The sequence below is a fragment of the Reinekea forsetii genome, from assembly GCF_002795845.1.
Lineage (GTDB): Bacteria > Pseudomonadota > Gammaproteobacteria > Pseudomonadales > Natronospirillaceae > Reinekea > Reinekea forsetii.
In genome coordinates this window covers 288,572-301,723 of sequence record NZ_CP011797.1, presented here as the reverse complement: position 1 = coordinate 301,723, position 13,152 = coordinate 288,572, and the positions used below count along the sequence as shown (strand labels likewise).

The 13,152-nt window shown below is 45.2% G+C and carries 9 protein-coding genes; 6 read left to right on the top strand and 3 right to left on the bottom strand.

Annotated features, from left to right (window positions below; all coding sequences use genetic code 11):
* Positions 1-779: 779 nt before the first annotated feature.
* The 3 genes from REIFOR_RS01430 to REIFOR_RS01420 form a co-directional block, all read right to left on the bottom strand.
* A complete protein-coding gene (locus REIFOR_RS01430; RefSeq protein ID WP_193437317.1) occupies positions 780-1,583 on the bottom strand; it encodes a sulfite exporter TauE/SafE family protein in 804 nt (267 codons plus the stop codon).
* An 18-nt stretch (positions 1,584-1,601) separates the two neighbouring features.
* On the bottom strand, positions 1,602-3,149 hold the full coding sequence (locus REIFOR_RS01425; RefSeq protein WP_100255865.1) for a gamma-glutamyltransferase family protein: 1,548 nt from the start codon (positions 3,147-3,149) through the stop codon (positions 1,602-1,604).
* 459 nt (positions 3,150-3,608) lie between these two features.
* Positions 3,609-4,514: a LysR family transcriptional regulator gene (locus tag REIFOR_RS01420; RefSeq protein ID WP_100255864.1), complete on the bottom strand. Its 906-nt coding sequence runs from the start codon at positions 4,512-4,514 to the stop codon at positions 3,609-3,611.
* 123 nt (positions 4,515-4,637) lie between these two features.
* Between REIFOR_RS01420 and atzF the strand changes: the two genes are divergently transcribed.
* The 6 genes from atzF to REIFOR_RS01390 all read left to right on the top strand — a co-directional run bounded on the left by atzF (position 4,638) and on the right by REIFOR_RS01390 (position 12,913).
* Positions 4,638-6,434 carry an allophanate hydrolase gene (gene atzF, locus REIFOR_RS01415; protein WP_100255863.1) on the top strand — a complete coding sequence of 599 codons (1,797 nt, stop codon included), beginning with the start codon at positions 4,638-4,640 and terminating at the stop codon, positions 6,432-6,434.
* Between the two features lie 57 nt (positions 6,435-6,491).
* Entirely contained in the window at positions 6,492-8,105 is a 1,614-nt protein-coding gene (locus REIFOR_RS01410; protein WP_100255862.1) for an ABC transporter substrate-binding protein, read from the top strand.
* A gap of 127 nt (positions 8,106-8,232) precedes the next feature.
* Positions 8,233-9,258, top strand: a complete 1,026-nt coding sequence (locus REIFOR_RS01405) for an ABC transporter permease (RefSeq protein ID WP_227003734.1) — start codon at positions 8,233-8,235, stop codon at positions 9,256-9,258.
* Positions 9,251-10,195, top strand: coding sequence for an ABC transporter permease (locus REIFOR_RS01400; RefSeq protein ID WP_227003733.1), 945 nt, complete (start codon positions 9,251-9,253; stop codon positions 10,193-10,195). Before REIFOR_RS01405 ends, REIFOR_RS01400 begins: the two co-directional genes overlap by 8 nt.
* A gap of 4 nt (positions 10,196-10,199) precedes the next feature.
* Positions 10,200-11,858, top strand: a complete 1,659-nt coding sequence (locus tag REIFOR_RS01395; RefSeq protein ID WP_100255860.1) for a dipeptide ABC transporter ATP-binding protein — start codon at positions 10,200-10,202, stop codon at positions 11,856-11,858.
* Positions 11,859-11,917: 59 nt separating this feature from the next.
* Positions 11,918-12,913: a formamidase gene (locus tag REIFOR_RS01390; protein ID WP_100255859.1), complete on the top strand. Its 996-nt coding sequence runs from the start codon at positions 11,918-11,920 to the stop codon at positions 12,911-12,913.
* Positions 12,914-13,152 lie beyond the last annotated feature (239 nt).

Sequence of the window (13,152 nt, the reverse complement as noted above, 5' to 3'; positions counted from 1 at the left end):
AAAGACAGGCTTTGAAAATACATATCAGTATGGTGGAACTTGGAAGAGTAGGAAGAAATGAGCCTATAAATAATTCTGTTTAACTGCCAAGGCTAAGTATAGTTTACTAGGCGCTCTTCAAATTCAATCATAAATCTGTTGAGCGCAGGCTTCCAGTTTCTGATTGCCATGGTCCATTTTTTTGATGCGTTCTGGATAGCTGAGTAGATGACTTTCTTCGCTGAGTCATCGATTGGAAACAGCTTGCACTTTTAAATCGCCTTGCGGATAACGCTGCTCAACGGTCAGATCGTGTTAGTCACGTAAATAACCTTTTTGATGTCAGCAGGATATTTAAACAGTGCGTTCAAGTTGTGCCAGTGCGCATGCCATGTTGTACTAATCCGAACTAGTCCACTGTAACCGACTTCGCCAAATTACGCCGCTGATCGATATCCGTACCTTTGATCAGGGCCACCTAGTAGCTGAGCCATTGCAGCGGCACGGTGTAGAGGATCGGCGCCAGCACGTCATCGATATGCTCCAGCTCGATCAACTTCTAACCCTCCAGCCTCTAACTTGGTCGATTTGTTGGCGAAAGGATATAGTTGGTCTGCACCAGCCCAGACTTTTAGCATATTACTGCGCAGCTTCTCCGGCAGATTTTTGCTAGCCGCGACCACTGGCATGTCGGTATCGATCAGTATCAGAGGGCCGTACAGAGTTAACGCCAGCATAGGCTTCGGCGTGAATATAGCTAATCACTTTGAGGTTTGGGGGCCTTCCATGACGATTAAACGCTAGCCAAAACTGCTCCATAACATGCGACTGGCGACGACCAACAACACTCCACCAAAGACTTGCTTGAGCTGCTTAGCAGGTAACCGATGTGCAATCATGACCCCCAATGGAGCCATAATAAAAGCCATGGAGGCTATTCCAATAGTTGCCGGCAAATACACATAGCCGAGGGTCCAACCGGGTAATACTGCATGATTCCAGCCGGCCAACACATAACCTAGACTGCCAACAAAAGCGATAGGTAGACCCAAGGCGCTGGCGGTGGCCCCAGCGCGCTGCATTGATACATTAAAAAAAACAAGCAGCGGAACGATAATATTGCCCCCTCCTATGCCTGCCAAAGCGCTGGTTAACCCGCTGCAAAAACCTAGAGCGATTCGACCCAGAAGGCCGGGCATCTTACGGTCGGGTTTCGGTAACCATTGACTCAGCATAATAACTGCGATCACCATCAAGAATAAAGAGATACCGCGCTGCAGGGCAAGTGCCGGTATATGGCTGCCAATGAACCCACTGCCAAATCCACCTACTACTAATAGCACGGACCATTGTCTGAACAGGACCCAGTCGACGGCTCCTCGTTTGGCTTGGGCCCGCATAGCTGAAAAACTTGTCACAATAATACTAGCTAGTGAACTGGCAACAGCCAGTTGTGGGATTATGTCTAAGGGTAATTGCTGCCAGCTAAACAACGCAATTAACGATGGCACAATAATAACCCCGCCGCCAATACCGAGCATACCACCGAGCAATCCAGCAACAGTACCGAGCAACAAATACGATCCGATGAATATTAAATCCATAATGTTTATCCAATATAGTTAAAATGCGAGGGCAGTGCCTTCTCCGCGCGGATCATGCATCGCGGTGGCCATGCCGTTTGGCGTGATGGTGATAATACCGGCCTGCCCGGTGTATGGACTTAACGATGGAATTACCTCGGTGATATGACCCAATTCCGTGAGCGCGGTACGTATGGCCTCAGGTAAGGATTGCTCAAGCTTAAGGTTGTCGGTACTGTCAAAAAAACTTCGCCCCAATAAAAACCTGGGGGCATTCAAGGCTGTTTCTACATCCTGATTGAAATCAATCAGCTGTGTCGCCAGTACCAATTGAGTTTGCGGTTGGCCATCTCCTCCCTGGCTGCCAAAGAAAAAGCGATGACCATTGTCGGCAATATAACAGGAGGGGTTGAGTGTATGAGCCGGTCGCTTGCTTATCCCCCAAGCGTTTGGGTGTTGCGAATTAGAGTTAAAACCGGCGGCACGATTATGCCATAGCACGCCAGTGTCTCCGATCATGCAGCCAGAGCCAAAATCATGAAAAAGACTTTGCATTAAACAGGCTGTCCGGCCATCGCTGTCGGTAGCCGCCAACCAAACTGTATCCGCTGGTTGGCCTTGCTCGCCCCATGGGCTGGCTCTCGTTGCGTCGAGTAGACTAGCGGTACTGGCAATTTCAAGGGAATTAAGAGGCGAAAAATCTGGATCGCATAATGCTATATTGCGTTCGGTAAAGCTTTGCTTAATAGCCTCGACCATTAGGTGATAGCTTTGCGCGCTGCCCATTCCGTGCTCACCGAGATCCCATTGGTTCAGGGTTGTTAGAGCTTTTGCCGTGTAAATACCTTGACTCGGTGCGGGGAAGTTATAGTAGTCACCTGCGCGATAGCGCACCTTAACCATTTCCGCATTTCGCGCCCTCGTCTTGCGTAAATCATCCAGACTGAGGTTGCCGTTTAATGCTGTGAATCCGGCATGCAAGGCCTCAGCTACCTCTCCTTGATAAAAATCCATCAAGCCGTTTTTACTCAACAGCTTTAATGTTCGTGCGAGTTGTTGTTGTTTAAAAGTATCTCCAACCTGCAGTGGCTGGCCATCCGCTCGACGGACTATCGGATTGAGGTCAGGTAAGTTTGTCAGTAAAGCTTGTCTTTGTTTTATCCAGAATGCCTGAGAAGCGGATACCTGGGTACCCTGCTCTGCATAACTAATTGCATCCTTGAGCAACCGTTGTAAGGACAAATCAGAACCCCATTGGTGAGTGCTTATATCAATTGCGGCCTGCCAACTGGCGATTGCGCCTGCTGTCGTGGCTACCGCGTCAGGGCCTCGCTCTGTTATCGGCCGCAAAGGTGCTCGCTGCCCAGCCTGCCCAATACCCATGATAGAGCTTACTTTTTTGTCATAAAGCACCCAAACTGCATCGCCACCGATACCAGTCATATGTGGAAATACTGCTGCTAAAGTGGCACTAGCGGCAATCATAGCATCGATGGCAGTACCGCCTTCCGCAAGAATCCGCAGGCCAACTTTAGTCGATAAAGGGTGAGGCGTAGTGATAACGCCTTTTGTGCTTTGACACTTCATATCCAATTACCTATTTTGCGCTGATCAGGTGCCGTAGGTGCAGAATCGATCCAGGGTACCCGCGCGAATTTTTGGTGAATCCACGGCTCATGCGTCGTACCAACACAACATAATGATTCATTGTATCGAATAAGTTAAACATCGTAGATGCTACAATCACATCAATTGTTTGGTCTTTATAACTTCATAATTCTATTGTGCTATTAAATTCATCTGATAAATCAAAATCGATTACCGCTCTGATTTTCACTTAGAAATGATTATCGACTGACTGACATATAGCTTTATAGTCCATTAAAATTCGCAACTATTATTAATACCTCGCCACTTAATAACACATATTGAATCCAATAAAAATCATGAAATATTTAACCCACAACTCGGTATATCTTAAAGTTATTTGAAACATAACTTCCGAACGCGACTAGGCACGGCGCTGAGATCAATGGCCTTACCGCCTTAAGAGTCACATCTTTGTCCTAGGGCTGCAAGGATTTGATTGGCGAACTTTGCTCCCGCAACGGGCAATGTTCTTCCTTTTAGTTGCCCGACGTACAACACCCCATCGGGCACATCGCGCTCGTCAAGTTTACAAGCAACCAAGCCGATAGATTCTAAGTTGAGCGGTAAGCCGATCTCAATCTGAAATGTGATGATCCCTTCCTCTACAGCTTGATATCGTAAATAATCGAAACTGTCTGATTCGACCACGGGCGCTAGATTCAATGAGATCCGACGAGCACTGGCTTCCAAAATATGACGTACGCCATACTGTTTTGTCGGCAAACCAACAGGAAACCTTAAGCATTCTCTCAGTCGTAAAATTGGTTTATGTGCTAAAGGATGATCTTTTGGCATTAAGACCCAAACCGATTGCTTAACAGCCAAAAGGGTTTGGAAATCAGCCAGTTGCACCGGCTCAAATACTAACGCTAAATCTGCACTTCTATCTAACAAAGCCTCCTCAGCCGCCGCCCTATCGCGCACTTGGACTGAAAAGGTAACAAAGGGATGTTGAGACCGATATTTTGAAATTTCCACAGGTAAAAATGACGTTAAAATTGCTTGGCTACAAGCAATCGCTACATGGCCTCGGCGCTCACCTTTTAGATCGGATATTTGGCTTTTAACCCGGGCCATATCCGCAATTTGCTCACGAATATGGAGCAGTAAAATCTCTCCCGCGGCAGATAACTGAACACCTTTAGGCAAGCGCTCAAATAAATCCACACCTAATTCTTCTTCAATCGCCAAAAGCCGCCTATTTAATGCGGTTGACGTTATCGATAGCGTTTCCGCCGCTTTGCGGATAGAGCCAGCAGCGACAATAGCATTGAAGTATTCAAGGGGTTGTAAGTGACGCATTGGACGCTCCGTAGGTTAATGTGATGCATTTTTTGCAGCAGGCATGTGTCAAATGAGCAGTATACCGCGTCACTATTGATTGGTTAAATGAATTCTTCATATTTGTCCTGGTAAAAATTCAACATGTTACGTAATCTGCCGTTCACCATTGATAGTTTGCATCTCGCTTATCGAAGCCAAACGAAGGTTGCAGATGTCATATCTGAATGTTTCAGGCGGATCAATCAGGCCGACGACGCTGGCATTTTTATTTCGCAATCATCTTTGCAATATACCGAACGAGCCATTTCTGAGTTAGGTGAATTTGATCCTATATCTAAACCGCTTTGGGGTATCCCTTTTGCCGTCAAAGACAATATTGATGTTCTAGGTCTAACCACTACCGCGGGATGTCCTGATTTCAGTTATGAACCACCCAGCGATTCATTTGTCGTAAATCTCTTACGAGAAGCAGGCGCGATATGTGTGGGGAAAACAAACCTAGACCAATTCGCAACTGGCTTGGTAGGTGTACGAACACCATACCCAATTCCCAAGAACGCGATCGACCCAACAATAGTCCCGGGTGGGTCCAGCTCCGGTTCTGCCGTCTCCGTTGCCCACGGAATAGTAACTTTTTCACTGGGGACGGATACGGCCGGCTCCGGTAGAGTCCCCGCGGCACTTAACAGCATCGTCGGTTTAAAACCAACCCTTGGCAGCTTATCTAACACCGGGGTTGTACCTGCGTGCCGGACGTTAGATACCATCTCCATATTTGCGGCAACGGTTGCTGACGCTTATACAGTCTTCCAGCTCGCCGCCGTCTACGATGAACAAGACTCCTATTCTCGAAATTTTTCGAATCCAAAGCTTAATGCAAGTACCTTATCTAAGAAGATAGGTATTCCAAGCGGGGATTCAATTAGATTTTTTGGCGATAAAATTCAACAAGCGTCCTTTGACCATACTCTTGAAGAGTTGGCTAAACACGGAGCGGAGCTCATAGAGCTGGACTTTGAACCGTTCTATAGTGCAGCAAGTCTGCTATACGAAGGTGTTTGGGTGGCAGAACGTTATGCCGCTGTTGGGGATTTCCTTGAAAAATCTCCTGGTTCATTTAATCCTATAACTAAGCAAATTATATCACAGGCAAAAAAGTATTCAGCAGCAGATGCATTTAAGGACATCTATAAATTACAGTCGTTAAAAAGAACTATCAGGTCTAAATTGGCTGACTTAGATTTTATCTGCGTACCCTCTATTCCAACTTTCTATAGCGTTGCCGATTTAATCGCCGACCCAATAACACCAAACTCAAATCTTGGTACCTACACAAATTTTGCAAATTTTTTGGACATGTCCGCGATAACGGTGCCTGTCGATCCTAGAAAAGATGGCCTTCCAGGTAGTGTGACGTTACTAGCAACCGCGGGCAAAGACAACGTGATCGCCGAGATTGCATATAAATTGCAAGAGAACGGGCATGCGGCATTGGGGGCCACCGACTGGCCATTAGACACGAAACAGCTAACCAACGATGTAGACCCAAATACCGAGCTTGCATTGTCAGTATGTGGCGCGCACATGTCGGGCCTACCGCTTAACGGAGAGCTGACTAAATTGGGTGCTCGATATTTATATACAACAACAACAAGCGAAAGTTACCAACTATTTAGACTAGCAGGTTCTAATCCGTTTCGGCCCGGTTTGGTAAGAACACCAAGCACCGGTGTCGCGATTGAACTTGAGGTTTGGGCTATACCCTTAGAACACGTAGGGACATTCATTTCTGGAATTCCAATGCCGCTTGGCATCGGCAAAGTAGTCTTAAAAGACGGCTCTCAGGTAAGTGGCTTTATCTGCGAAAAAATTTCGGAAGATGGCGCTGAAAATATTAGCCACTTTGGAAGCTGGAGAAACTATATAGACGAAGTGTAAGGCTAGCACATGGTTTAAATACTTAGGAATAATTAACATAATTTTGAGGATAATAAGATGAAACACCATATATTTAGAACCGCATGGGCTGGGATACTTGCTCTTTCAGTATCCGCAACATTATCAAGTAATGTTATAGCCGCTTCTCGTGAAGATACACTGGTTATTGTTTCTGGTGCGAGCGTTAATAGTATGGATATTATGCGCGTCGGTACCAATCGACCAAGCTATCAGGTAGCGGTCAACATGTATGATCGCCTTGTCAGCTTTGGCATTCGTTCGGAAGGTAACGGAGGTTATCGATATGACTCAACGGTAATAAACCCAGAGTTAGCGACTAGCTGGGAGTTGGTTGATGATGGTACCGCTTACCTTTTCAATTTAAGAGAAGATGCAACATTTTGGGATGGTTCTCGAGTCACGGCAGCAGATGTTAAGTGGTCCTTCGATCGCGCAGTTACGTTAGGCGGGTTTCCCGGTGTGCAAATGTCTGCGGGCGGAATGAATTCCGTTGACCAGTTTGAAGTCGTTGATGAGCTAACATTTAAAGTGAAAATGACCTCTTCAAATAAATTAACCCTGCCAGATTTAGCCGTACCAGTTCCGATAGTAATTAATAGTAAAGTCGCGCTTGCAAATGCAACCGTAGAAGATCCTTGGGCCACAGAGTATTTGCATAAAACACCAGCAGGCGGCGGTGCCTATATGTTAGAACGTTGGGAGCCCGGCGAGCAACTCGTTTATACTCGATTTGATAATTGGAAAAACGGCCCACTACCAGCTATTAAGCGCGTTATCGTGCGTGAAGTACCTAACTCGTCTACCCGCAGAGCCCTAGTTGAAAAAGGTGACGCTGATGTAGCATTAGGTCTACCTAACAAAGATTCTAAAGAATTGTCTGAAGCCGGTAAATTGACAGTTGTAAGCACAACAATTGATAATTCTATGCATGCCGTCGGCTTGAATATGAATTTCGAACCCTTTAAGAATGTGAAAGTGAGACAAGCAGTCGCTTTTGCTATGCCCTACCAAAAGATTTTCGATACCGCTGCTTATGGTCTCGGCGCAAAAATGTGGGGCGGTGCGAGCACCTCGCCTACTACAACCGTTTGGCCGCAACCCTTCCCGTATGACACCAACATTCAGAAAGCAAAGTCATTAATGGCCGAAGCCGGTTATGCCGATGGCTTTGAGGTGCCGTTGTCTATCGATCTTAGCTTCGCTGAGTGGACAGAGCCGACCGCAATTTTAATGCAAGAAAGCCTCGGGAAGATTGGCATTAAAACTACTATTAATAAGATCCCAGGAGCAAGCTGGAGAACTAAAGCTCTTGTTGAGAAAGGACTTGAGTTGCACCTTAAAAACTTCGGTGGTTGGTTGAATTATGTAGACTATTATTTCTATTGGGTCTATCAAGAAGGTCACTTGTTTAACTCAATGAACTACATGAACCCGGAGCTCGAGCAGCTAGTTGATGTCACTTTACCGATGGCAGTTGAAGACCCACGATACGAAAAAAATATCAAGCGATTGATGGAAATCGGCTTTAACGATGTACCACTCATTCCGATTTGGCAACCCACTTTGGAAGTGGCTATGGCGCCTGGCGTTGAAGGTTTTGTTAACTGGTTTCACCGTCAATTAGATATTCGATCATTCTCCAAAAAGTAATTATAAAGGGCTAAAGTTTATTAAGTAAGATCTCGCACCAATTCACACCTGGTCCGAGATCTTTTCTTCGTTAATTTAGTGTTTGCCACGAACAACAGAGTGGCCTACTTAATTTGTGGTAATAATAGTGTTTTTTCTGAAGCTAAAAATGATAGGGCAGCGGATATTGTTAGCAGTGCCATCTTTAATTGGCGTCATAGTTGTCGCCTTTGTACTAACCCGTTCCCTGCCTGGTGATCCTGCAGTTTATTTTGCAGGCATTACCGCAGATGAAGAGTCCATTGCTCAAATTCGTGAGCAGTTAGGCTTAGATAAAAGTATATTTCATCAATTTATAGTCTACTGCAAGAACCTTACACAGGGTAATCTTGGCGTTTCTCTAAACACTGGCCAATCGGTTGCCAGTGAATTATCTGCTCGTTTTCCAGCGTCATTGGAATTGACTTTGACGGGACTCGCGTTAGCTTTAATGGCGGCCATTCCCTTAGGCATTCTCGCTGCTGTGAATCCAAATACCTGGATCGACCATCTGTGTCGTATATTTGTAACCGCCGGCGCATCTACGCCTATTTTTTTCAGCGGTCTTTTACTAGTTTTTGTTTTTTACTATTTACTTGGCTGGGCGCCCTCACCTATTGGTCGTCTAGACTTCTTTTATTTATCACCACCAAAAGTTACTGGTTTTTATACCATTGACGCAATGATAAATGGTGACTTTGAAACAGCAGCCGCAGCTGCAAAACAGCTGATATTGCCGGCCATTACTCTGGCTATATTTGCCCTCGCACCTATAGCGCGAATGACCCGTTCGGCCATGTTAACCGCGATGGGTAGTGAATATGTCAAGGCCGCAACAGCGAATGGAATTGGTCGGCGGAAAATAATTTTTGTATATGCCTTACGCAACGCAATGTTACCGTTACTAACAATCATGGGTCTTGTTTTTTCGTACTTGCTAGGCGCAAACGTTTTAGTTGAAAAGGTGTTCTCTTGGCCAGGTATAGGTTCCTTTGCTGTGGATGCACTCGTAGCCTCTGACTTTGCAGCAGTGCAAGGTTTTATTTTGGTTATGGCTGTTATGTTTGTTGTATTGAACTTGGTAATTGACATTTTGTATACGCTGGTTGATCCGAGGGTTAGCATTGATGGGTGATCTTTTGTTGAACAAAAATATGGTGAGAAATACCGACACTAAGCTAGATCCAGAACTTAGCCAACATAGCCAAAATAGCGCAACATCAGAACAACACGATTGGCGACAGCAGACATGGTATATCCTTAGTCAAAATCCGATATCAATGTTTTCTATAGTATTGTTTCTGATTTTCATATTGGTTGGGATAACGGGACCATTTTGGGTGCCATTTGACCCAATCGCCAGTGACACATCAATTGCTTTACAGGCACCCTCATTTTTACACCTTTTCGGCACGGACCACCTCGGTAGGGATGTTTTTTCTCGGGTTGTGGTTGCCACTCGCTTAGACCTTTGGATAGCACTTTCTGCTGTATCAATAAGCGCGCTGGTAGGCACATCGTTAGGGTGTCTTGCGGGCTATTTTGGAGGGTGGTACGACCGAATTATCGGCAGAATAGCAGACACCATACTGGCCTTTCCGTTGTTTGTCTTAGCAATGGGCATTGTTGCTGTTCTTGGTAACTCGTTAACTAATGTCATATACGCAACAGCATTGATCAATATTCCGTTTTTTATTCGGGTTGCACGTGCCGAGGTGACGATCCAACGGAACCACCAGTATGTTCAGGCCGCACTATTGTCGGGGAATACACACCTGCGGACCTTAGTATTTCATATTTTCCCAAATTGCCTACCTGCGTTAATGGTACAAATGTCCCTAAATATGGGCTGGGCAATTCTAAATGCCGCTGGTTTGTCCTTTATTGGTTTAGGGGTGCGACCACCAGTAGCTGAATGGGGAATTATGGTTGCCGAAGGAGCCAATTACATCATTTCTGGAGAATGGTGGCTGGTATTATTTCCAGGCTTAATTTTAATGCTTGCAGTGTTCTGCTTCAACTTACTGGGCGATGCCCTCCGTGACCTCGTGGACCCCCAGAAAAGGACATAGTTTTATGGCTAAACCCTTCTTACAGATAAAAAATCTTGCCGTGGACTTCGCAACTCGACGCGGTGTGGTTCACGCAATAGATGATATTAATATTAACTTAAATAAGGGAGAAGTGATCGCAATTGTCGGCGAAAGCGGCAGTGGCAAGTCAGTTACAGCCTACAGTATTCTTAATCTTCTCGGCAATAACGGCAAAATTGCAAAGGGGAGTATCACTTTTGATGGTATGAATCTCGAAAATCCTAGTGCAAGCTTACTGAAAGATATTCGGGGTCGTGAAATCGCCATGATCTTTCAAAACCCAATGTCCACTCTGAATCCTATCCGTAAAGTCGGCGATCAACTGTCTGATATGTTACGCCAACATGCCCAAGCGACTAGTCAAACTGCCCCCCGAAAGGTCATTGAACTGTTGCATAAGGTCGAGATACAAGACACTAAACGCGTAACCAATGCCTACCCTTTTGAGCTTAGCGGTGGCATGTGCCAGAGAGTTATGATCGCTCTCGCTTTGGCCTGCAACTCCCGTTTGTTGATTGCAGATGAACCAACAACTGGCCTGGATGTTACCACACAGAAATCGATCATGGATTTAATTATGGGTCTGGTCAAACACCGAAACTTGGCCGTAATATTGATTACTCACGACCTGGGTATGGCATATCAATATTGCGATAAATTTGTGGTCATGGAGAAAGGCCAAGTTGTTGAAGCCTGTGATGATCACAGTCTATTCACATCACCTCAACATAGTTACACAAAAAAACTGCTTGCTGCAACGCCGGGAATCAGTAGTAAAGTTGAACACCTAACGCCAACAGTTCCTGTGGAACTGTCGAAGCCTGCTGTTGACGTAGAGAAAAAAGAATTACTGAAGGTTGAAGGCCTTGTCAAAACCTGCATACTAAAGAGTCAAGGCGGATTCAAATCCCAAGGTAATACCTTCAATGCAGTTGACGGCGTTAACTTTACAATTTACCAGGGCGAATGCGTTGGCTTGGTAGGGGAATCTGGCTGCGGAAAGTCAACAACATCAAGGTTAATTGCGCGCTTGGAGCAACCCAGTGAAGGTCGGATTCTTTTTCTTGGGGAGGATATTGGTCAGGTTTCGGATCGTGACTTTATACGGAGTCCACGCAGGAAAGATATTCAAATGGTTTTCCAAGACCCTACAGGTTCACTTAACCCACGTCACAGTGCTTTTCAGTTGATTTCCGAGCCGATTCTACGGCTACAAAAAGACTTTAACAAAGCTAATCTAAAAGACCAAGTCTATCAACTAGCCGAAAAAGTTGGACTCCCCTTGGAGCTCATCTATCGATTACCACATCAACTCAGCGGCGGTCAAAAAGCTCGTGTTGGTATAGCGCGTGCCATCGCCTTAAACCCAAAGTTACTTATTCTAGATGAACCAACATCTGCTTTAGATGTATCTGTTCAAGCAATCGTGTTGCAATTGTTAGAACATTTAAGGCGCGAGCATAACTTAAGCTATCTATTTGTTAGCCATGACTTGAACGTAGTTCGTATGTTAAGTCAAAGAATACTGGTTATGCAATCTGGTAAGATTGTCGAATCCGGAGAAACCGCAGAAGTGATGAGCAAGCCAAAACATCTATTCACTAAGACACTGCTCGCGGCAATTCCACAATTGGCTTCATGATATTGAAAGACCATCCAGGATCAAAATTATGCGATTAGTATTCAAAATGGGAGTGTGATATGTCTGGTCTGAGTGGATTAAACAAAAGTCCTAACGGCGTTATTGTAAGTGTCGTTCAATTACAATTGCCCGTTGTCGAAACAAAAAAACAGCTTACCGCGCAGGCGGCTATTATAGTGTCAATGGTGGCCAAGGCACGTCGAAATTTAGCTGGCTGTGACCTTGTGGTTTTTCCAGAGTATTCCTTGCATGGACTCAGCATGGCGACCAACTCTGATATTATGTGCGCGGTTGATGGGCCAGAAGTCCGGTCTTTCCAACAAGCCTGTATCGATAATAATATTTGGGGCTGTTTTTCAATAATGGAAATTAACCCAGATGGCAACCCTTATAATACCGGTTTAATAATCGACAACTTTGGGGAGATAAAACTAAATTACCGCAAGATGCACCCATGGACACCGGTGGAACCTTGGGAACCTGGGAACGTTGGCGTACCCGTTTGTCCCGGCCCCAACGGGAGCACATTGGCCCTTATTATTTGCCACGATGGAATGTTTCCAGAAATGGCCAGAGAATGCGCCTACAAGGGTGCTGACATCATGTTACGCACGGCAGGATACACCGCTCCAATACGAGAAGCATGGCGTTTCACGAACCAAAGCAATTCTTTCTGTAATTTGATGGCGACAGCCAATGTATGTATGAGTGGCAGCGATGGTTCATTTGATTCCATGGGTGAAGGTATGATTGTTAATTTCGACGGAACCATATTAGCTTACAGTAGTAATGGTCGTTCTAATGAGATCATTTCTGCGGAAATACGACCTGACCTGATTCATGAGGCGAGGATTAATTGGGGTGTCGAAAACAATATCTATCAGTTAGGGCATCGAGGTTACGTTGCCATTGACGGGGGAGCAAAAGATTGCCCTTATCAATTTATGCGAGATCTAATGGCCGGTGAGTATTGTTTGCCATGGGAAAATGACATAAAGGTAGTTGATGGCACTAGCTGTGGCTTCCCAAAATCCAAACGAAAATATAATGGCTAACTGATGTACAAATATTGGCATATTAAGCCTCAACCACTTATAACCCTAAACCCAAATGCCGCCATATTATTTATTATAAATATAAAACGGGGTTTTCAGCACAATGCATCCAAATTGCGAACCCCGTTATTTAAACTTAGCCCTAAAGTCCTGCTGTTTCCCGTCACTTTTTTATCGTAGCAGTCATGGTCACCATCAGCTGCGAATTTAAACTAGACATAATATTTTCAATTAGTGGA